This is a genomic window from Pseudomonas sp. 008 (assembly GCF_016861935.1).
Classification (GTDB): Bacteria; Pseudomonadota; Gammaproteobacteria; order Pseudomonadales; family Pseudomonadaceae; genus Aquipseudomonas.
This window is the reverse complement of the sequence record NZ_BOMA01000012.1, coordinates 155,263-175,709: the sequence shown is the minus strand read 5'-3', so window position 1 is coordinate 175,709 and position 20,447 is coordinate 155,263. Positions and strand designations below refer to the sequence as shown.

The following is a 20,447-nucleotide window of genomic DNA, read 5'->3' as shown; positions in this document are numbered from 1 at the left end:
CCCCCGTTCGGCTGCGCAGCAGTCGTAAAACTGGCTGATGGGTTCTATATGACGCGTCGCGGATGCTGGTTTCAGGAGCGCTTCGCACTCCAACGGGGGCAAGCCCCCTCGCCACCGGGGTTCGAATGAGTATCGAGGCACGCCCCTTGCACACTTGATCTGCGACAACGGCAATGGATCGGTAATACCCGATGATTGCCCCTGGATTTACCTCGGCGCCTGCGGGTTGGTGTCAGGTCAGCAACAAGGTAGAGGAGTGGTTTTATGCAAGTGCTTGACCGCCGTAAAGCGATGGCAATCACGCCGCTGTTTCGGCTGGCCTTTCGGCCATTTTTCCTCGCCGGTTGCCTTTTGGCAGTGCTGGTCATTCCACTCTGGCTGGCGGCCTTCAGTGGTTCGATTTCCAACTGGCAGCCGGCGGGCGGTTGGCTGGGCTGGCATCGGCATGAATTGCTGTTCGGGTTCGGGTTGGCGATTATCGCGGGCTTTCTGTTGACGGCGGTGCAGACCTGGACCGGTCGCCCCGGCCTCAGCGGCAAACCGTTGGCCGCGCTGGCGTTGCTGTGGTTGTTGGCGCGGGTGGCCTGGCTGGCCAATGCGCCATGGCCGTTGCTCGCCGTGCTGGAACTGGCGTTCCCGTTGGCGGTGGCGGTACTCATGGGCTTCACCTTGTGGAAAGTGCGGCAGAAACGTAACTACCCGATTGTGGTGGTCTTGATGTTATTGGCCTTGGCTGACGGGTTGTCTCTGTACGGCCTGGTCGAGGGGCATGAAGGCTGGCAGCGCCAGGGCGTACTGAGCGGCCTCTGGCTGGTGGCGGCGATGATGGGGTTGATCGGCGGGCGGGTCATTCCGTTCTTCACCCAGCGCGGCCTTGGTCGGGTTGAAGGCGTTGCCGCCTGGCCCTGGCTGGATCGCCTGCTGTTGGTCGGTTCGCCGCTGGTGGCGTTGTTGTATGCCGCAGGACCTGCGCTCGCCCCCAATGTCTGGGTGGGCCTGCTGTTCGCGGTGCTGGCGGCAGGGCATCTGGTGCGCCTGGTGCGCTGGCATGACCGGGCACTCTGGCGCGTGCCGTTGTTGTGGTCGCTGCATCTGGCCTATGGCTGGCTGGCGGTGGCGTGTCTCGTGATGGCGCTGTGGCATTTCGGTGTGCCGGTTAACCCGAGTCTGGCGGTGCATTGCCTGACCATAGGGGCCATGGCTGGCCTGGTGCTGGCGATGATCGCGCGGGTCAGCCTCGGCCACACCGGTCGCCCCCTGGAACCGCCCTCGGGTATGACCCTGGCGTTCATTTTGCTCAACCTGGCGTGTCTGAGCCGGGTGGTGTTGATCCTGTTCTTGCCGTTGGCCGCATTGTGGCTGGCCGGTCTGTGCTGGGCGCTGGCGTTTGCGCTGTATGCCTGGCGCTATGGGCCGATGCTGCTGCGGGCCCGGGTTGACGGTCATCCGGGATGAGGACGCACACTGACAGAGGCTGCCGCTAATGTATCCGTTTTTTCTGGTCGCACACCTGCTGGCGGCAATCGCCTTCATTGGCACGCTGTTTTTCGAGGTGGTCATCTGGCATCGCGCCCGCCAGCCGTTGACGGAGATTGCGCAAGTGACGGCGGATCAGGCGATTGCCCTGCGTTCGCGTAAGGTTCTGCATGGTGTGGTGTTGCTGTTGTATGGCGCCGGCATCGGTTTGGCGTGGCAGTACCGGGGCGCATTGAGTCAGCCGCTGGCCAGCAGTTTTGGTACGTTGCTGAGCCTGAAAATCCTGTTGGCCTTGAGCATCATTGGTCATTACTTGCTGCTGGCCTATTGGCTGACCCACGGGCGCCTGACCGCGACCCGCGCAAGCTGGATTCGCCGCAGCATTCTCGGGCACATGGTGTTGATCGTGATCCTGGCCAAGGCCATGTTCTATTGGCACGGCTGATCGCAATACGTCCCTCATAAACAAAACCCGCGTCATCCGGTTGGATGGCGCGGGTTGGGGGTGGCCGGTAATCGATCAATGGCGGGGGTTCAGGGCATTAATGAACAGCACGTTGTTTTCCAGGTGGATGTGTTGAATCAGGTCGTCTTTGAACTCCAGCAGCCCACGGTAGAGCGCACGCCAGGTGTTACAGGCATCGGCGGGCGGGATGATGTGATTGGTCAGGGCGAGCATCTTCTCCAGCGCCTCGCCATGTTGATCGTGTTCGAAACGCAGCACCTGGATCGGCGGTGCGGCCTGAGGGCCAACGCCTTGTTGCAGCATCGGGAACAGCACTTGTTCTTCCTTGAGCATGTGGCCTTCGAGTTCCTGCTGCATGTCTGTCAGCAGATCGGCCAGGCCGTTGGGGCAACTGCTGCGCGCGCCATGGACCTGCTCGACGCGGCGAGCCAGTCGGATCAGCTCCGGCAGTTGCTCGCGGTGGCGGGCGTGGTAGCGCGTCAGAAGGTGGGCGATCAGCAGTTCCGACGGTTCGTTGCGCCAGTCGTGCTGGGTTTCGCCGGCGTCTTGCAGAATCTGCAGGGCGTCGGCAATGAGGACCGGATCGAGGTTTTTGCCAAGGGCCGCTTCACGCAGGCTTTTATGCCCGCCGCAACAGAAGTCCAGTTTGAAGGTGTGAAAGATCCGGGTGGCACCGGGAATGTCGCAGGCCAGTTGGCCGAGGCTTTGTTCCAATAGGGGCTGGCTCATCAGGGTTCCTTGTTTGGGTTTCAACGGTTCCCCAGGCTCATTGCACCCGGCATGCCATTTTTAACGTATTGAAAAACATGGATTAATTTTTAGTTGTGGTGATATTCACCCTGATGCTTCAGGGTAAATACAACCATAGAGGGTGATGACTACCATGCTGCGAGAAAGCCTGGCGGCCGACCTGATCGTCGAGTTGCCCAATGCCGTACGGTTGCAACGACTGGTCCAGACCCTGCGCGAATACTTCAACAGTGGCGCCGTGGGCTTGCTGCGTCTGGATGACGACAGCCTCAGGCCCGTTGCGACGGTGGGGCTGGTTCATGAAGCGTTGGGGCGCCGGTTCGTCATCGCCCAGCATCCTCGGCTGGCGGCAATCATGGCGTCGCGCGAGCCGACCTGGTTCGAGCCCGACAGCCGCCTGCCGGACCCCTACGACGGCTTGCTCGACAACCATGTCGGCGAACCGCTGCCGGTGCATGACTGCATGGGCGTGAGCCTCTATGTCGAGGGGCGGATCTGGGGCGCGATCACCCTCGATGCGCTGCACGCCGGGACCTTTGACAACCGGGCGCGGGAAGAACTCAAGCGTTGCACTTTGCAGATCGAAGCCGCCGTGCGGGTCACCCGCCTGGAGCAGGAAAACCGCAGCTTGCGCCTGTCCCGCAGCGATCCCCAGGACTTGCGCATGCCCGTCGGGGAGGGCGAGATCCTTGGGCAGAGCGAGGTGTTGCATCAGTTGCTCAATGAGCTGGATGTACTGGCCGATTCCGATCTGCCGGTATTGCTGCTGGGCGAGACCGGCGTCGGCAAAGAGCTGTTCGCACGGCGCTTGCATCGTCTTTCAAGGCGCCACCACAAACCGCTGATACAGGTTAACTGCGCAGCCTTGCCGGAGTCGCTGGCAGAGAGTGAGTTGTTCGGGCATGTCAAAGGCGCCTTTTCCGGTGCTACGAGTGACCGTGCCGGACGCTTCGACGCCGCCAACGGTGGCACGCTGTTTCTCGATGAAGTCGGGGAGTTGCCCTTGAGCGTGCAAGCGAAATTGCTGCGCACCCTGCAAAACGGCGAGATCCAGCGCCTGGGCGCCGACAAGCCGTTGCACGTCGATGTGCGCGTCATCGCCGCCACCAACCGGCACCTGCCGGACAGCATCCGCGATGGCTTGTTTCGGGCCGATCTGTATCACCGGCTCTCGGTGTATCCGGTGCCGATTCCGGCCCTGCGCGAGCGTGGTCACGATGTGTTGATGCTGGCCGGGCATTTTCTGGAGCTCAATCGGGCGCGGCTCGGCCTGCGAGGTTTGCGTTTGTCGCCGGCGGCGGAGCGAGCCTTGCTGGCATACACCTGGCCGGGCAATGTGCGCGAACTGGAGCACGTCATCAGTCGGGCGGCGTTGAAGCAGCTCAGTCGCGGGACGAGTCGCACATCGATCATGACGCTGGAGCCAGAGGTTCTCGATCTCGACAGCCCGATGGCAGCATCGGGGGCAGAGGTCGAGCCATCCCGGGACATTACGGCTGATCTACCGTTCCAGCCCCTGGGCGAAGCCGTCGACGATTACCAGCGCAGGAAGATCCTCGAGGCCCTGAGCCTGTCCGGGGACAACTGGGCCAGCGCCGCGCGGATGCTGGAAGTCGACCCCAGCAATTTGCACAAACTGGCGCGACGCCTGCGTCTGAAGTAGGTCAGGGCGCTGCCGCGTCGACGCTCGGTGTTGATGGCGGTCAAGGTGGTATCGCGCAGTGCCTCGCACACTGCGCAAAACCTTCCGGAGATCACCGTCATGCCCCTGTCCCTGGCCCAAATGCGCCGTAACTACACCCTTAATGGCCTGCAAGATGAGGCTGCGCTGGACGATCCACTGGCGATGTTCCGGCAATGGCTGCAACAGGCCCGCGACACCGAGTGCGCACCTGTCGAAGCCAATAGCATGGTGCTGGCGACGGTCGATGATGAAGGGCGGCCGCACTGCCGTGTGCTGTTGCTCAAAGGCTTGAGCGATGAAGGTTTTACTTTTTTCGGCAATTATCAGAGCGACAAGGGGCGGCAACTGGCCGCCAATCCCTATGCCGCCATGACGTTTTTCTGGCCGGGGCTGGAGCGTCAAGTGCGCATCGAAGGCCGGGTGTCCAGGCTCGACCCGCAACTCTCGGATGCATACTTCGATTCCCGCTCGATGGCCAGTCGTCTGGGCGCCTGGGCTTCACCGCAAAGCCGTCCGTTGGCCAGTCGTGCCGCGCTGGAGTCGATGCTGGCGCAGACCATCAAGCGCTTCGTTGGCCAGACCGTTTCGCGTCCCGAGCATTGGGGTGGCTACTGCCTGCACCCTGAACGTCTGGAGTTCTGGCAGGGCCGTGCCGACCGCTTGCATGACCGCCTCGATTACCGGTTGCGAGATGGTGCATGGCAACGGAGTCGTTTGGCGCCTTGAGCGACGAGTAAGTTCCCCCGTAGCAGCTGCCGCAGGCTGCGTTCGGCTGCGCAGCAGTCGTAAAATCAGGCACTGCGGTACTCCAGACAAACCGTGTAAGCAGGGTTTACGACTGCTGCGCAGCCGAACGCAGCCTTCGGCAGCTGCTACGGGCGTGAGTCCCCCATTAATCCTTAGACGCCGACGAGGTACCTCCTTGGAGGAATAGGCTCGTTCGCTATTCCGGTTCAGGCTTTGGGCCATACCCTCATCTACGGGAAAGCTGGACATGGCCCATCTGACGCAACGCAGTTTCGAACCCCTGAACATTGCCGTGCTGACCATCAGCGATACGCGCACCTTTGACACCGACACCTCGGGACAGACCCTGACGGATTTGCTGCAAACCGCCGGGCATGTGTTGATCGATCGGGATCTGGTCAAGGACGACATTTATCAGATCCGCGCCACCGTTTCCCGGTGGATCGCCGACCCCAAGGTGCAAGTGGTACTGATGACCGGCGGCACCGGTTTCACCGCTCGTGACAACACACCGCAAGCGGTGCTGCCACTGCTGGACAAACATGTGGAAGGCTTCGGCGAATTGTTCCGCCAGGTGTCGCTGGAGGAGATTGGCATGTCCAGTCTGCAGTCCCGGGCACTGGCCGGGATGAGTAACGGTGTACTGGTGTGCTGCGTTCCTGGCTCGCCGGGTGCCTGCCGGACTGCCTGGAACAAGATTCTGCTCGAGCAACTGGACAGTCGCACCGGCCCGTGTAACTTCGCCCCGCATTTGAAAGCGCAAGCGCAGCGGGTCATCGACGCCTGCGAGACACGCTCATGAGCGGCCGGGTGTGCGACCTCGGCAACCTGATGCCCGTGGACAAGGCCATCAGCCGTCTGCTGGACCAGGCACCACCGCCACCCCTGGCGCAAATGGTTCCTCTGGATCAAGCCTTGGGGCGGGTGCTGGCGGCGGACATTCATTGCCCGGTGAACCTGCCGGCCTGGGACAACAGTGCCATGGACGGGTATGCCCTCAGGGCTGGTGACCTGCCAGCGGAAGGTGGCTGTTTGACGATTGGCGGGCGAATTGCGGCGGGGGATCAGGCGCGCTCGCCCTTGCTCGCGCAGCAAACGGTGCAGATCTTTACCGGCGCGCCATTGCCACCGGGTGCCGATACCGTGGTGCCGCAAGAGCGCTGCCGGGTCGAGGGCGAGCGCGTCTGGTTCCCGCCGGTATCCGTTGGCGATCACGTGCGCAAGGAGGGTGAGGAAGTTCGCCGCGGGCATCTGTTGCTCAAGGCTGGCAAACGCCTGCGCGCACAGGAACTGGGGTTGCTGGCCGGTGCCGGGATCGCGCGGGTCGAGGTCTATCGACCGTTACAGGTGTGCCTGCTCAGCAGCGGTAATGAACTGCGTGAGCCGGGCGATTCCTTGGCACCGGGGCAGATCTACAACAGCAACCGGTATTGCCTCGCTGCGTTGTTGCGCGGCTGGGGCGTCGAGGTGCATGACTATGGTGTCATGGCCGATGAGCTGGTGGCCAGCCGGCATGCATTGAGTCTGGCGTCTTCGGAATGCGACTTGCTGTTGAGCTCCGGTGGCGTGTCGGTCGGCGAGGAAGATCACCTCAAACAGGCCATCGAGGAACTGGGCAGTGTGGATTTCTGGCGGCTGGCGATCCAGCCGGGTAAGCCATTGGCCTATGGCGAAGTGGCCGGTAAACCGTGGATCGGTATGCCGGGAAACCCGTCAGGGGCGCTGATTACCGCGTTGGTGGTGGTGCGTCCGTTCCTGCTCAGGGCCCAGGGTGTGACTGACGTGCTGCCGGTGCCGCTGGCTGTGCCTGCCGGGTTCGACTGGTTGCAGCGAAACAAGCGTCGACAATACCTGCGGGCCAGGTTGACGCCCGGCGCCGATGGCCAGTTGAGTGTGGAACTGCACCCTCAGCAAAGCTCGGCCATGTTGACCGCCGCGTGCTGGGCCGACGGGCTGGCGGTGATCGAGTGCGAGCAGCAAGTGCTCAAGCACGACAACGTGATGTTCCTGTCCTTCGCCGACCTGATGCAGTGATGGCAATTGATTGCCGTCAAGGCTGTGCCTGCCGGTCTGGCTAGACTGGCAGCGCCTTTTTCGAAGGGTGCGCCACAGACGCCGGGCGCTGCCCCGGACGCGTAATTTCATGAGGATTACCCATGCAACTGGTCTGCCCGGCAGGGAACCTGCCTGCGCTTAAAGCGGCGGTGCGCCAAGGCGCCGATGCCGTGTATGTCGGCTTTCGCGATGACACCAACGCCCGGCATTTCGCGGGGCTGAACATGGACGACAAACAGTTCGACGCCGCCGTCGCCCACATCCGCCAACATCAACGCAAACTCTACGTCGCGGTCAACACGTACCCACAACCCAAGGGGTGGGAGCGCTGGCAACGGGCGGTGGATCGTGCCGCCGATTTCGGCGTCGATGCGCTGATCGCCGCCGACCCCGGGGTGCTCAACTACGCCAGCCAGCGTCACCCGCAATTGGCCCTGCATCTGTCGGTTCAGGGGTCGGCAACCCATGCCGCGGCGCTGGAATTTTATGCGCAGCGCTACGGCATTCGTCGCGCGGTATTGCCACGGGTGTTGTCGTTGGCGCAGGTACGTCAAGTCGCCGCCAGCAGCCCGGTGCCCATCGAAGTATTCGGCTTCGGCAGCTTGTGCATCATGGCCGAAGGGCGTTGCCACCTGTCTTCCTACATCACCGGTGAGTCGCCGAACCTGTGCGGTGTCTGTTCGCCAGCCAAAGCCGTGCGTTGGAGCGAGGACGCCGAAGGTTTGAGCGCGCGCCTCAGCGAGGTGCTGATCGATCGCTACACCCCTGACGAATCGGCCGGTTACCCGACCTTGTGCAAAGGCCGTTTTCTGGTCGATGGCAAACGCTTTCATGCGCTGGAGGAGCCCACCAGCCTCGACACCCTGGACTTGCTCCCGGAATTGACGGCCATCGGCGTCGAAGCGGTGAAAATCGAGGGCCGCCAACGCAGCCCGGCGTATGTCGAACAAGTCACCCGGGTCTGGCGCGCGGCACTGGACGCTCATCGTGGTGCGCCAGGCAGTTTTCGGGTCAAGGAAGAATGGCGTCAGGTGCTGGCCGGTTTGTCCGAGGGCAATCAGACCACCCTGGGCGCTTATCATCGATCATGGCAATGAGGGACGCGACATGAAGCTCAGCCTGGGACCGGTCCTGTTTTATTGGGACAAAGAGCAACTCAGCAACTTTTACGCCGACATGTCGACCTTGCCCCTGGACGTGATTTATCTGGGGGAAACCGTGTGCTCCAAACGCCGGGCCTTTTCCCTGGATCAATGGCTGGGGCTGGGGCGCGAGTTACAGGAATGCAGCCCGGCACAGTTGGCGCTTTCCAGCCTGACGCTGATCGAGGCTGCCTCCGAACTCTCCAGCCTGCGCCGGCTGTGCGACAACGGCGAGTTGTTGGTGGAGGCCAACGACATGGGCGCGGTGCAATTCCTGGCCGAACGCAAGTTACCTTTCGTGGGCGGCCCGGCGCTCAATCTGTACAACGGCCACTCATTGGCACAATTACTCGACAGCGGAATGACCCGCTGGGTGCCGCCCGTGGAGTGTTCGGCGGCGCTGATCAGCGATGTGATCGGGCAGGTGCGTGAATTGGGTCGTGCAGTGCCGGAAGTTGAAATCTTCGCCTATGGGCATCTGCCGTTGGCCTATTCCGCCCGCTGCTTCACTGCCCGTGCAGAAAATCGGCCCAAGGACGACTGCCGGTTTTGCTGCATCAACTACCCCGATGGCCTGGCGCTGACCAGTCAGGAAGGGCAACCACTGTTTACCCTTAACGGTATTCAAACGATGTCGGCGGAGGTGACTAATCTGTTGGCCGATTACGCCGGACTGGTGGCCTGCGGTGCCGATCTGTTGCGCTTGAGCCCTCGTGCTCAGGGCATGGACGAAGTGATCGCGGCCTATCAACGGGTTCGTCAGGGCGAGACACCGCCGCTGTTCGTCGAAGGTTGCAATGGCTATTGGCATGGCCAGGCCGGCATGCTGCGCGTCGAGGAGGTCGGCCTGTGTTGAATCGGAAAAAGTGGCTGTTGAAAGGTGCCGACCGGTTGCTGCCGCTGGTGCGCCGGGTGCCTTTTGCCGTGCAGCGCCTGGCGTTGCAGCAGGCACTGAATCGCTGCCTCGCCGAGCCGTTGCGCGATGGCGAGTTCGAAGTGCTGCGCGGACGTTGGCTGTGCTTGCGGATTCCGGACCTGGGTTTGTCCTGGTACCTGACGCTCAGTCGTCAGGGCTTGCGGATTACCGAGCGCGCTACGGCGAACGTGACCATCAGCGGTAACTGGCGCGAATTTTTGTTGCTGGCCAGCCGTCAGGAAGATCCGGACACGCTGTTCTTTCGCCGGCGGCTGGTCATCGAGGGCGATACCGAACTGGGTCTGGCGCTGAAGAACCTGATCGACAGCCTTGATCCCGATGTTCTGCCTGTATGGTTGTGGCGCAATCTGGAGCGGGCGGGGAAGGGCTTGGCGGCGGGATGACCAACGTAGATTAAATGTGGGAGAGAGCAAGTCGAATCGTCGCACCGCCGCTCCCACAGTTGGATTTTCGTTGGCCCTCAGGCCATCGTTTACTGTAATGCTGTTCACTTAAGCCGTAATGCGATCTGTAGCAGCTGTCGAGCCTGCGAGGCTGCGTTCGGCGGCGAAGCCGTCGTGAATCCGGCTAGTGCGGTCTGCCTGACACGCCGCAATCACTGGTTTGACGACGGCTTCGCCGCCGAACGCAGCCTTCGGCAGCTGCTACAAAGAATGCGTCGCGGCTGAAATTGCTTAAGTGAACAGCATTAATCGTTTACTGGCGGCTTCCGTGCTGCCGGGCATCACTGGCAATCAACCGCCTGATCCCTTCAAACAACTCATCACTCTGCGCCTGTGTGCAGTCCTCGCCATAGCGTTTGCGCAGCCCGTAATGGCTGAGAATCAGGTGCACATCAGCATGCAGGCCATGCTGCTTGAGGCTGTTTTCAACACATTGCAGCGGGCAGCCGTCCAGCGCGAAGATCCGGCGCCCCGAGCGCGCTTTGTTGACCAGCGCTGCCACATGCCCGCCGACACCAACGATGCAGGACATTTCAGCGAGACCACTGCGATCCAGGCGCACGGCCAGGGTGTTGGCCAGTTGGGCGACGTTGGAGCAGCCTGAGCAGGAGTAAACCAAAGGCAGGGTTGAACGGGGCATTTGCATTCTCCGTGGATGGGCTCTGTCAGTGTGCAAGAGGTGTGGCAGGGCGCCTTGATAACGGTCAATTCCGGCTATTGGAAAGCGGCCAGTTCCTCTTCAGCGAGGATGCTGATGTGGCGTCGTTCCATGGCAATCAGGCCGCTTTCCACCAGGCGATGCAGTATCCGCGAAAAGGTTTCCGGCTGAATTCCCAGCTTCGACGCCACCAGGCGTTTGGACATCTGCAAGACAATCTGGCCGGTCACCGGGTGGCGTTCCTGGAACAGGAAATTGATCACCCGACGGCTCGCACTGGCCATGGTCAAGGTATCGATATCGCGCAGACGCAGGTGCAGGTGAACGCTCATGCTCGCCAGGATGGCCAGGCAGACTTTCGGCTGGTCCTCCAGGGCATTGCGGTAATGGTTGCCGTCGATGCTCACCAGCACGCTGTCCTTCAGCGCGGTGGCGCTCACCGGATACAGACGAGCCTGGCTGAACAGCAAGGCTTCGGCAAAAGTCTGGCCGGGCTGAATGATCTCCACCAGGTTCTCCTGGCCTTCGCCGGTGAGCCGGTACAACTTGACCTGGCCGGTGACCAGCAGGAAAAAACGCCTGGCCGGATCCCCTTGATGCATGAGCGTACTGTGACAACTCAGGCGTTTGAGCATGGCCAGGCCGCAGACTTCCTCGAAGACTTTCTCCGGCAGTTGGCTGAACAGATGATGACGGCGCAACGTTAAAACGATGGAAGGGTGAATCAGCATGGCGTACCTCCGCTGACGACCATAGTAGAGAGCGCAGGCTCGATGACCTATGCCTCTGCAGGCCTACCTCCAAAGAGGAATACCCTTCAGCCGGCGTTGCGCAGATGTTCCATGGCCCACACCGCCGCCTCTACTCGTGAGCGCAAGCCGAGTTTGTGCAACAGGTTTTTGACGTGAACCTTGACCGTGCCTTCGGTGATGCCCAGTTTGTGCCCGATGACCTTGTTGCTGAAGCCGCTGGCGATGGTTTTCAGCACCTGACGCTCACGCTCGGTCAGTTCCACCACGGCCTGACGCGCAGGAGCACGCAGTGCTTGCGCCATGACTTGGGTCAGTCCCGGGCTGATCACCAGCGCGCCGTTCAGGGCATCGCGGATGTACTGAATCAACAGTTCGGGCTCCATGTCCTTGAGCAGATAGCCGTCGGCATCCAGGCGCAGTGCATCGCGAATATCGTCTTCGGCGTCCGATACCGTAAACAGCAGCACTTTGCCGGTGTAGTGCATGGCTCGTAGTCGGCGCAGGGTTTCGATGCCATTCATTTGCGGCATGTTGTTGTCGAGCAAAACCAGGTCCGGTTGAAGCGGCTCAATCAGACTGAGTGCTTCTTCACCCTGGCTGGCTTCGCCGACGATCAGGAAATCATCTTCGAGTTCGAGCATCTGGCGAATGCCGTGACGCATCATCGGGTGATCGTCTACCAGCAGGATTTTGTGTTGTGGGGACAGGGTCATGAGGCGCTACCTTCTGTTTGCTGCCCGAGAAACTCCGGGTGGAATTCCAGTTGGACACGGGTGCCTTGGGGCTCCCTGGAAAATATCTGCAGTTGGCCGCGCAAGCTGCGAGCCCGCTCATCCATGATGTTCAGGCCGTGGTGTTCGCGCTGGTCGACGTTGCCACTGAACCCACGCCCGTCGTCTTCGACCGACAACCTGACGGTCTCGCCATCCTGGCGCAGTTGCAGCCAGGCGTTTTGCGCATGGGCGTGGCGCAGGCAGTTGGAGAGCGCCTCGCGGGTGATCTGCAAAATGTGGATTTGTTCGCTGGCCGATAGCTGAAAGGCCAGCGTGTCGACGTGCAGGTGCACCTGGAATTCTCCGCGACGGGAAAACTCCTCGGCCGTGTCCTTGAGTTCCTGTACCAGTCCCGCGTCGTGAATCTGCAAGCGAAACGTGGTCAGCAACTCGCGCAATTGGCGATAGGCATTGTTCAGTCCCTCGCGCAATTCGTTGGTGACGGTTTCCAGGGTCTGGACCGGTTCGCCCCGGCGCATCAGGGTCTGCATGCGGCTGACTTGCAGCTTCATGTAGGACAGGGCCTGGGCCAGTGAATCGTGCAGCTCGCGGGCGATGATCGTGCGTTCTTCGAGCAGTAGCAGGCGATGATCCTGTTCCCGTTGACGCTTGAGCGAGAGCGAGGTGCCGATCAGATTGGCCAGGGCCTGGATCAGTTGGGTTTCCCAGGCTTGCATGGGGTGCCCGTCGACAAAGTGCGCCTTGAGCTCACCCAGTTCACTGCCCTGATTGCTGATGCTGAAGATTTGCGGATTGGTTTTAGGGTGCCGCTGGCACGTGGCGCAGTCGCTACTGGCGCAGACTTCCCGGATGTTCGCGCCATGCAGGGCGAGCAACTGCTGGGCCGGTGCCTGCAACTGTCCCTGCAGGCACAGCGACAGGCGCAAGCCGGGCAGGCGTTGCTGGAAGCGCCGAATCAACTCATCCAGGCCTTCGGCATTGGCCAGGCGTGTGGCCAGGCTTCGGCTGCTTTGATACAGAAGCTCCAGGGCGGCATTGGCTTGTTGCAGGTTCAGGGTTTTTTGCTGGACCTGACTTTCCAGGGTGCGATGCGACTCTTCGATCGTCTCGGCCATGGTGTTGAAACTCATGGCTAACTGGCCCAGCTCATCCTCGGACTGATGGTTGACCCGCACCTTGAAGTCGCCGCGACGAAAGCGCTGGGTTGCATCCACCAACTCCTTCAAAGGGGTGACAACGCCGTACTGCAGTTCGTAGAGCCCGAGCAGCAGGACGATCATGGTGGTGAACAGGGCCAGGCCCTGGATCGCCTGTTGCCAGCCTTGCTTTTGTTCGCTTTGGCGCTGCAACAGATCGACGAACTGGTTCAGTTGCTCAACGAAGGACTGGGCCTGGGCCTGAAAGGCCGCCGCATCGCCGCGCTCCAGTGCCGGACGCAAATCCTCATTCCAGTGTTGCTGGATTTGCCCATAACTGAGTTGCAATGCGGTGGTCGGGCCATCTTCCAGTACCGCTTTGAGAGAGTGGCTGTCCAAGCGGTTTTGCAGGCTGTCGATGATGGTGGTGATTTCTTCGTCGGCGACGCCAGCGGCGAGTTTCCAGCTCAGGTGATAGGTCTCCATGCGCACCGAGCCTGCGGTGTTGATGGCAGCGGCATCGCCCTGGCTGAACCAGGCGATCAGCCCGGCGCTCAATGAACTGGCGAGCGCCAGCACGGCGATCAGGATCACCGCCAGCCCGGCGCGAGCGGGCAGGGAGCTGCGCAACCAGCGGATCATCGGCGCAGGTCCGGGAAAACGATAAGAAAACAGAGCATGCACGTTCCAGCGTGGGGTTTTGCCGCCGTTCCTGGGCGAGCTACCTCTAAAGAGTTGTCGACAGTTCCTTGTCGGCAAAAGCGTGGGTTAAAACCCTTAATAAGCTGATAAATAAAGGTTTTTAAGGTTTTTTTGCACTACCTCCTTGGAGGTAGGCGGGCTAAGCATAGGCTTAGGCCCTCATGGGCATCGTTGACCTGGGTCAAGTTTTTGCGGGGTTTGCCTCTCTAGTCTGCCGCCATGGCTAATTGACGGGAGAGCATTGTGAACCAACCGCGTGTACGACAAGGCTTGGTGCTGGGCATGAGCACACTGGCCTTCACTGTGTGCTTCATGGTCTGGATGATGTTTGCCGTGCTCGGGGTGCCGATCAAGGAACTGCTCCAGCTCAACGAAACCCAATTCGGCCTGCTGGCCGCGACCCCGGTGCTGACCGGCTCGCTGGTGCGTTTGCCGCTGGGTTTGCTGACCGACCGCTTTGGCGGGCGCAGCGTGTTTTTCCTGCTGATGCTGACCTGCGTCACGCCGCTGTACTTGATCAGTCACGCCACCGCCTACTGGCAGTTCCTGGTACTGGGTTTGTTCGTCGGCCTGGCTGGTGGCTCGTTTTCCGTGGGGATTGCCTACGTCGCCAAATGGTTCGACAAGGAGAACCAGGGCTTCGCCATGGGCATCTTCGGTGCCGGTAACGCCGGGTCGGCGGTGACCAAGTTCCTGGCCCCGGCGCTGATCGCCGCCGGCAGCTGGCAGCTGGTGCCGAAAGTCTTCAGTGCGATCTTGTTTATCACTGCGCTGCTGTTCTGGTTCCTGACCTCAGAAAACAAGGGCCATCGCAGTGCCACGGGCGTCAGCTTGCGTGAGCAACTGCGCTCGCTGAAGGATCCTGCGGTGTGGCGCTATTGCCAGTACTACTCGATCGTCTTCGGCGGCTACGTCGCCCTGGCACTGTGGATGACCAAGTACTACGTGCAGGAATACGGTTTCAGCTTGCAAAGCGCGGCACTGCTGGCGGCCTGTTTCTCCCTGCCCGGCGGCGTACTGCGTGCCGTCGGCGGCTGGATGTCGGATCGCTGGGGGGCGCAAAGCGTGACCTGGTGGGTGTTGTGGGTCAGCTGGATCTGCCTGTTCCTGCTCTCGTATCCCCAGACCCAACTGCAAGTGCAGACCATCGACGGCCCGCTGGATTTCCACATTGGCCTGAGCCCCGCGTTGTTCACCGTGCTGCTGTTCGTCATGGGCATCGCCTTCGCATTCGGCAAGGCCTCGGTTTTCAAATACATCGCCAATGACTACCCGAAAAACATGGGCGCGGTGTCCGGCATCGTCGGCCTGGCGGGTGGCTTGGGCGGTTTTGTGCTGCCGATCCTGTTCGGCGCCCTGGTGGACCTCACCGGCGTGCGCTCTTCCTGCTTCATGTTGATGTACGGCGTGGTCTGGGTCTCCCTCACCTGGATGTACTTCAGCGAAATACGCAAAAGCCCGGTGCTTGGTAAAGAGCCGCTGCTGATTCCGTCCCCGATTTCCAGCATTGCCCAAGGAGAAGAACATGTCCGTTCTGCAAACGCCTGACAAAGGCCCGGTCATTCATGACTGGCGCCCCGAGGACCCCGCGTTCTGGGGAAGTAGCGGCAAACAGACCGCCACTCGCAACTTGTGGATTTCCATTCCTGCGCTGTTGTTGGCCTTTGCGGTGTGGATGGTCTGGAGCACGGTGATTGTGCGGTTGAACGCCATCGGCTTCAGCTTCACCACTGACCAACTGTTCTGGCTGGCGGCGTTGCCGGGGCTGTCCGGTGCGACCTTGCGGGTCTTCTATTCCTTTATGGTGCCGATCTTCGGCGGCCGGCGCTGGACTGCCCTGAGCACCGCGTCGCTGCTGTTGCCATCGATCTGGATGGGCTTCGCCGTGCAGGACCCGAGCACCTCATACAGCGTGTTCGTAGTGATTGCCTTGCTCTGCGGTTTTGGTGGCGGCAACTTCGCCTCGAGCATGTCCAACATCAGCTTCTTCTATCCCAAGTCCCAGCAGGGTACGGCCCTTGGCCTCAACGCCGGACTGGGCAACCTGGGCGTCTCAGTGATGCAGTTCTGTGTGCCGCTGGTGATTACCTTCGGTGTGTTCGGCTTCATGGGCGGCTCGTCGCAAGCGTTGCCGGACGGCGGTCAATTGTGGCTGCAGAACGCCGGGTTCATCTGGGTGCCGTTCATTGTCCTGGTGACGGTGTTGGCCTGGTTCGGCATGAATGACCTGTCCAGCGCCCGGGCCTCGTTCAGCGAGCAGGCGGTGATCTTCAAGCGCAAACACAACTGGCTGATGTGCTGGTTGTACCTGGCGACCTTCGGTTCGTTCATTGGCTTTTCCGCCGCGTTTCCGCTGCTGATCAAAACCTCCTTTCCGGATGTCATCGCCCTGAAATTCGCCTTCCTCGGCCCGTTAGTCGGTGCCTTGGTACGGCCATTGGGCGGCTGGCTGGCGGACAAGCTCGGTGGCGCGAAAGTGACCCTGTGGAACTTCGTGGCGATGATCGCGATGGTCTTCGGCGTGATGCACTTCTTGCCGCAGAACGGCGCGGGCGGCAGCTTCTACGGCTTCCTTGGCCTGTTCATGCTGCTGTTCATCACCACTGGCGTGGGCAACGGCTCCACCTTCCGGATGATCCCGGTGATCTTCCGTACCCAGCACGAAAAAGCCTCGGCCGGGAAATCGCCAGCCGTGCGCGAACAGGCGCTCAAGGATGCCGGCAAGGAATCGGCCGCCGTCCTGGGCTTCAGTTCGGCCATGGGCGCCTTCGGTGCGTTTTTCATTCCCAAATCCTTCGGCACTTCGATGGCCCAGACCGGCGGCCCTGAGATGGCTTTCTACATGTTCGTCGGCTTTTACCTGAGCTGCATCGTGGTGACCTGGTGGTGGTACGCGCGCAAAGGCGCCGCAACCCCCTGCTAATCCGACCCGAATCCAACCATTGCGTGGGCGGGGCACAGAACCCCGCAGCAAGCCTGAGAGGACACACCGTGAGTCATTTACTGGATCAACTGCGGTTTTTCAATCGCAAGCAAAACGAGTTTTCCGATGGTCATGGAGAGACTCGCAAAGAGTCTCGCGACTGGGAGAACGTCTACCGTTCGCGCTGGCAGTACGACAAGATCGTGCGTTCCACCCACGGGGTGAACTGCACCGGCTCGTGTTCGTGGAAAATCTACGTCAAGAACGGCCTGATCACCTGGGAAACCCAGCAGACCGATTACCCGCGCACCCGCAACGATTTGCCAAACCATGAGCCCCGTGGTTGCCCGCGTGGTGCCAGTTACAGCTGGTACATCTACAGCGCCAACCGCCTCAAGTACCCGAAAATCCGCAAGCCATTGCTCAAGCTTTGGCGAGAGGCGCGGCAGACCATGGCACCGGTGGAAGCCTGGGCGAGCATTGTCGAGAACAAGGCCAAGGCCGACTCGTATAAAAGCAAGCGCGGCATGGGTGGCTTCATTCGCTCCAACTGGGAGGAAGTCAACGAGATCATTGCCGCGTCCAACGTCTACACCATCAAGCAGTACGGCCCAGACCGGATCGTCGGTTTCTCGCCGATTCCGGCCATGTCGATGGTCAGCTATGCCGCGGGTTCGCGTTATCTGTCGCTGATCGGCGGTGCGTGCCTGAGTTTCTATGACTGGTACTGCGACTTGCCACCGGCCTCGCCGATGGTCTGGGGCGAGCAAACCGACGTGCCGGAATCGGCCGACTGGTACAACTCCAACTACATCATTGCCTGGGGCTCCAACGTCCCGCAGACCCGTACCCCCGATGCGCACTTTTTTACCGAAGTCCGTTACAAGGGCACCAAGACCGTCGCCATCACCCCCGACTACTCGGAAGTCGCCAAGCTCACCGACCTGTGGCTCAACCCCAAGCAGGGTACCGATGCGGCGCTGGCCCAGGCGTTCAATCATGTGATCTTCAAAGAGTTTCACCTGGACAAACCGAGCGCGTATTTCACCGACTACGCCAAGCGCTTCACCGATTTGCCGGTGCTGGTGCTGCTCAAACAAATGGTCGACAAGGCGCCGGGCGCCGGTTACCAGCCGGACCGTTTCTTGCGCGCCTCGGACCTTACCGACAACCTCGGCCAGGAAAACAACCCGGAATGGAAAACCATCGCCCTGGACGTCAGCGGTGAACTGGTTTCCCCTCAGGGCTCCATCGGTTATCGCTGGGGTGAGAAGGGCAAGTGGAACATTTTGCCTCGTGAAGGCGGTGAAGGGCGTGAGATCGATCTGAAGCTGAGCCTGATCGGCGATGACGTCGCCGAAGTGGCGTTCCCGTATTTTGCCGGCGAGTCCCACGAACACTTCCAGCACGTCGCTGGCGATGCCGTGCAATACCGCCGCGTGCCGGTGCACAACGTGGTACTGGCCGATGGCAGTGTGGCCAAAGTCGCCACTGTGTTCGACCTGTCGGCCGCCAACCTGGCGATCGATCGTGGCCTGGGTGGCGCTAACGTCGCCAAGGACTACAACGACGCAAGCGTACCCGGCACCCCGGCCTGGCAGGAGCAGATCACCGGCGTCAGCCGCGAGAAAGCGATCCAGATCGCCCGCGAGTTCGCCGATAACGCCGACAAGACCAAGGGGCGCTCGATGATCATCGTCGGCGCGGCGATGAACCACTGGTACCACATGGACATGAACTACCGCGGGCTGATCAACATGCTCATGCTCTGCGGGTGTGTCGGCCAGACCGGTGGCGGTTGGGCGCACTATGTCGGTCAGGAAAAACTGCGTCCGCAATGTGGCTGGCTGCCCCTGGCGTTCGGCCTGGACTGGAACCGTCCACCACGGCAGATGAACGGCACCAGCTTCTTCTACGCCCACAGTTCGCAATGGCGCCACGAGAAAATGAGCATGCACGATGTGCTCTCGCCGTTGGCCGACAAGTCGCAATTCCCCGAGCATGCCCTGGACTACAACATCCGTGCCGAACGCGCCGGCTGGTTGCCCAGCGCACCGCAACTCAACACCAACCCGCTGCACATTTGCCGCGATGCCGCGGCAGCCGGCATGGACCCGAAAGACTACGTGGTCAAGTCGCTGCAAGACGGCTCGCTGCGCTTCTCCTGCGAACAGCCGGACAGCCCGGTGAACTTCCCGCGCAACATGTTTATCTGGCGTTCCAACCTGCTGGGCTCCTCGGGCAAGGGCCACGAGTACATGCTCAAGTACCTGCTCGGCACCAAGAATGGGGTGATGAACGAAGACATCGGCCAGGTCGGGGATTGCAAACCCGAAGAAGCCGAATGGGTGGACGAGGGCGCCATCGGCAAGCTCGATCTGGTCACCACGCTGGATTTCCGCATGTCCTCGACCTGCGTCTATTCCGACATCGTCTTGCCGACCGCGACCTGGTACGAAAAGGACGACATGAACACCTCGGACATGCACCCGTTCATTCACCCGCTGTCGGCCGCCATCGACCCGGCGTGGGAATCGCGTTCCGACTGGGAAATCTACAAAGGCATCGCCAAGGCCTTTTCCAGCATGGCTGAAGGGCATCTGGGCGTTGAGAAGGACCTGGTGACCATCCCGCTGATGCACGACAGCGTCGGTGAACTGGCTCAACCTTTTGGCGGCACCGACTGGAAAAGCGCCGGCGTGGCCCCGGTGCCAGGCAAGAACGCGCCGAACCTGCATGTGGTGGAGCGTGATTACCCGAACATTTACAAGCAGTTTTCCTCGCTGGGGCCATTGCTGGAAAAACACGGCAACGGTGGCAAGGGCATCAACTGGAACACCGACGCCGAAGTGAAATTCCTCGGTGCGCTCAATCACCGCGAAGGGGCTGCCGGGATCAGTCATGGCCGGCCGAAAATCGACTCGGCGATCGATGCTGCTGAAGTGATTCTGTCCCTGGCGCCGGAAACCAACGGCCATGTCGCCGTCAAGGCCTGGGCTGCGTTGTCGGAATTTACCGGCATCGATCACAGCCACCTGGCGTTATCCAAGGAACACGAGGCGATCCGATTCCGCGACATTCAGGCGCAGCCGCGCAAGATCATTTCCAGCCCTACCTGGTCGGGTCTCGAAGACGATCACGTCAGCTACAACGCCGGCTACACCAACGTTCACGAAGCCATCCCATGGCGCACCATCACCGGTCGCCAGCAGTTCTACCAGGATCACCCGTGGATGCAGGCATTCGGCGAGCAACTGATGAGTTACCGCCCGCCGGTCAACACCCGCACCATTGCAGGGGTGAAAGGCAAGCGCAGCAACGGCGAGACCGAAATCGTCCTGAACTGGATTACTCCGCACCAGAAATGGGGCATCCACAGCACTTACAGCGACAACCTGCTGATGCTGACCTTGAGCCGTGGCGGCCCGATTGTCTGGCTCTCGGAGAACGACGCGAAACGCGCCGGCATTGAAGACAACGACTGGATCGAATGCTTCAACGCCAACGGCGCGCTGACCGCACGAGCGGTGGTCAGCCAGCGGGTCAAGGACGGCATGGTGATGATGTACCACGCCCAGGAACGGATCGTGAACGTGCCTGGTTCGGAAACCACCAAGACCCGTGGCGGCCACCACAACTCGGTTACCCGGGTAGTGCTCAAGCCGACCCACATGATCGGCGGCTATGCACAGCAGGCCTACGGGTTCAACTACTACGGCACCGTCGGTTGCAACCGCGACGAGTTTGTCGTGGTACGCAAAATGTCCAAAGTTGACTGGCTCGATGGCACAGACGGCGATGCCTTGCCGCGTCCACTGCCGACCGACATCGAGGAGAACTGA

The 20,447-nt window shown here is 61.1% G+C and carries 17 protein-coding genes; 12 read left to right on the top strand and 5 right to left on the bottom strand.

Features of this window, described 5'->3' with window-relative positions; all coding sequences use genetic code 11:
- Positions 1-264 precede the first annotated feature (264 nt).
- Positions 265-1,455 carry an NnrS family protein gene (locus tag JUI81_RS23030; protein WP_204125102.1) on the top strand — a complete coding sequence of 397 codons (1,191 nt, stop codon included), beginning with the start codon at positions 265-267 and terminating at the stop codon, positions 1,453-1,455.
- Between the two features lie 28 nt (positions 1,456-1,483).
- A complete protein-coding gene (locus JUI81_RS23025; RefSeq protein WP_028940884.1) occupies positions 1,484-1,921 on the top strand; it encodes a membrane protein in 438 nt (145 codons plus the stop codon).
- A 75-nt stretch (positions 1,922-1,996) separates the two neighbouring features.
- On the opposite strand, the gene ytfE is transcribed toward JUI81_RS23025, so the two are convergent.
- Positions 1,997-2,671, bottom strand: a complete 675-nt coding sequence (gene ytfE, locus JUI81_RS23020) for an iron-sulfur cluster repair protein YtfE (protein WP_204125101.1) — start codon at positions 2,669-2,671, stop codon at positions 1,997-1,999.
- Between the two features lie 154 nt (positions 2,672-2,825).
- Here ytfE and norR point away from each other — a divergent pair, with 154 nt between their 5' ends.
- The 7 genes from norR to JUI81_RS22985 all read left to right on the top strand — a co-directional run bounded on the left by norR (position 2,826) and on the right by JUI81_RS22985 (position 9,640).
- Complete coding sequence (gene norR / locus JUI81_RS23015; protein WP_204125138.1) at positions 2,826-4,355, top strand: nitric oxide reductase transcriptional regulator NorR; 1,530 nt, start codon at positions 2,826-2,828, stop codon at positions 4,353-4,355.
- A 99-nt stretch (positions 4,356-4,454) separates the two neighbouring features.
- The gene (gene pdxH, locus JUI81_RS23010; RefSeq protein ID WP_028940881.1) at positions 4,455-5,102 is read left to right on the top strand and encodes a pyridoxamine 5'-phosphate oxidase; all 648 of its coding nucleotides are present in this window, start codon (positions 4,455-4,457) and stop codon (positions 5,100-5,102) included.
- 268 nt (positions 5,103-5,370) lie between these two features.
- Positions 5,371-5,925 carry a molybdenum cofactor biosynthesis protein B gene (gene moaB, locus JUI81_RS23005; protein WP_028940880.1) on the top strand — a complete coding sequence of 185 codons (555 nt, stop codon included), beginning with the start codon at positions 5,371-5,373 and terminating at the stop codon, positions 5,923-5,925.
- Positions 5,922-7,157 carry a gephyrin-like molybdotransferase Glp gene (gene glp, locus JUI81_RS23000; protein ID WP_204125100.1) on the top strand — a complete coding sequence of 412 codons (1,236 nt, stop codon included), beginning with the start codon at positions 5,922-5,924 and terminating at the stop codon, positions 7,155-7,157. Before moaB ends, glp begins: the two co-directional genes overlap by 4 nt.
- 122 nt (positions 7,158-7,279) lie before the next feature.
- Positions 7,280-8,275, top strand: a complete 996-nt coding sequence (locus JUI81_RS22995; protein WP_204125099.1) for a peptidase U32 family protein — start codon at positions 7,280-7,282, stop codon at positions 8,273-8,275.
- Between the two features lie 10 nt (positions 8,276-8,285).
- The gene (locus tag JUI81_RS22990) at positions 8,286-9,176 is read left to right on the top strand and encodes a U32 family peptidase (RefSeq protein ID WP_204125098.1); all 891 of its coding nucleotides are present in this window, start codon (positions 8,286-8,288) and stop codon (positions 9,174-9,176) included.
- Positions 9,170-9,640: an SCP2 domain-containing protein gene (locus tag JUI81_RS22985; protein WP_204125097.1), complete on the top strand. Its 471-nt coding sequence runs from the start codon at positions 9,170-9,172 to the stop codon at positions 9,638-9,640. Before JUI81_RS22990 ends, JUI81_RS22985 begins: the two co-directional genes overlap by 7 nt.
- A 313-nt stretch (positions 9,641-9,953) precedes the next feature.
- Here the strand turns inward: JUI81_RS22985 and JUI81_RS22980 are convergent, their stop codons facing one another.
- The 4 genes from JUI81_RS22980 to JUI81_RS22965 form a co-directional block, all read right to left on the bottom strand.
- Positions 9,954-10,340, bottom strand: coding sequence for a putative zinc-binding protein (locus JUI81_RS22980; RefSeq protein WP_204125096.1), 387 nt, complete (start codon positions 10,338-10,340; stop codon positions 9,954-9,956).
- 74 nt (positions 10,341-10,414) lie between these two features.
- The gene (locus JUI81_RS22975; protein ID WP_204125095.1) at positions 10,415-11,089 is read right to left on the bottom strand and encodes a Crp/Fnr family transcriptional regulator; all 675 of its coding nucleotides are present in this window, start codon (positions 11,087-11,089) and stop codon (positions 10,415-10,417) included.
- A gap of 86 nt (positions 11,090-11,175) precedes the next feature.
- Positions 11,176-11,823, bottom strand: a complete 648-nt coding sequence (gene narL, locus JUI81_RS22970; protein ID WP_028940874.1) for a two-component system response regulator NarL — start codon at positions 11,821-11,823, stop codon at positions 11,176-11,178.
- On the bottom strand, positions 11,820-13,622 hold the full coding sequence (locus JUI81_RS22965) for a HAMP domain-containing protein (RefSeq protein WP_204125094.1): 1,803 nt from the start codon (positions 13,620-13,622) through the stop codon (positions 11,820-11,822). The genes narL and JUI81_RS22965 overlap by 4 nt, the downstream gene beginning before the upstream one ends.
- Positions 13,623-13,925: 303 nt before the next feature.
- On the opposite strand from JUI81_RS22965, the gene JUI81_RS22960 reads away from it, so the two are divergent.
- From JUI81_RS22960 to JUI81_RS22950, 3 genes are all read left to right on the top strand, one after another.
- Positions 13,926-15,230 carry a nitrate/nitrite transporter gene (locus tag JUI81_RS22960; RefSeq protein WP_204125093.1) on the top strand — a complete coding sequence of 435 codons (1,305 nt, stop codon included), beginning with the start codon at positions 13,926-13,928 and terminating at the stop codon, positions 15,228-15,230.
- The gene (locus JUI81_RS22955) at positions 15,208-16,605 is read left to right on the top strand and encodes a NarK family nitrate/nitrite MFS transporter (RefSeq protein ID WP_019649060.1); all 1,398 of its coding nucleotides are present in this window, start codon (positions 15,208-15,210) and stop codon (positions 16,603-16,605) included. Before JUI81_RS22960 ends, JUI81_RS22955 begins: the two co-directional genes overlap by 23 nt.
- A 68-nt stretch (positions 16,606-16,673) precedes the next feature.
- Positions 16,674-20,447 (top strand): nitrate reductase subunit alpha, encoded by a 3,774-nt coding sequence (locus tag JUI81_RS22950; RefSeq protein ID WP_028940870.1) that lies wholly within the window; start codon positions 16,674-16,676, stop codon positions 20,445-20,447.

What these genes read in the sequence shown, in the direction of transcription:
- JUI81_RS23030 (WP_204125102.1), top strand. Translation starts at nt 265, where the DNA reads ATGCAAGTGCTTGACCGCCGTAAAGCGATGGCAATCACGCCGCTGTTT.
- pdxH (WP_028940881.1), top strand. Translation starts at nt 4,455, where the DNA reads ATGCCCCTGTCCCTGGCCCAAATGCGCCGTAACTACACCCTTAATGGC.
- ytfE (WP_204125101.1), bottom strand. Translation starts at nt 2,671, where the DNA reads ATGAGCCAGCCCCTATTGGAACAAAGCCTCGGCCAACTGGCCTGCGAC.
- glp (WP_204125100.1), top strand. Translation starts at nt 5,922, where the DNA reads ATGAGCGGCCGGGTGTGCGACCTCGGCAACCTGATGCCCGTGGACAAG.
- moaB (WP_028940880.1), top strand. Translation starts at nt 5,371, where the DNA reads ATGGCCCATCTGACGCAACGCAGTTTCGAACCCCTGAACATTGCCGTG.
- JUI81_RS23025 (WP_028940884.1), top strand. Translation starts at nt 1,484, where the DNA reads ATGTATCCGTTTTTTCTGGTCGCACACCTGCTGGCGGCAATCGCCTTC.
- JUI81_RS22980 (WP_204125096.1), bottom strand. Translation starts at nt 10,340, where the DNA reads ATGCCCCGTTCAACCCTGCCTTTGGTTTACTCCTGCTCAGGCTGCTCC.
- JUI81_RS22955 (WP_019649060.1), top strand. Translation starts at nt 15,208, where the DNA reads ATGTCCGTTCTGCAAACGCCTGACAAAGGCCCGGTCATTCATGACTGG.
- JUI81_RS22995 (WP_204125099.1), top strand. Translation starts at nt 7,280, where the DNA reads ATGCAACTGGTCTGCCCGGCAGGGAACCTGCCTGCGCTTAAAGCGGCG.
- JUI81_RS22975 (WP_204125095.1), bottom strand. Translation starts at nt 11,089, where the DNA reads ATGCTGATTCACCCTTCCATCGTTTTAACGTTGCGCCGTCATCATCTG.
- norR (WP_204125138.1), top strand. Translation starts at nt 2,826, where the DNA reads ATGCTGCGAGAAAGCCTGGCGGCCGACCTGATCGTCGAGTTGCCCAAT.
- JUI81_RS22990 (WP_204125098.1), top strand. Translation starts at nt 8,286, where the DNA reads ATGAAGCTCAGCCTGGGACCGGTCCTGTTTTATTGGGACAAAGAGCAA.
- JUI81_RS22965 (WP_204125094.1), bottom strand. Translation starts at nt 13,622, where the DNA reads ATGATCCGCTGGTTGCGCAGCTCCCTGCCCGCTCGCGCCGGGCTGGCG.
- narL (WP_028940874.1), bottom strand. Translation starts at nt 11,823, where the DNA reads ATGACCCTGTCCCCACAACACAAAATCCTGCTGGTAGACGATCACCCG.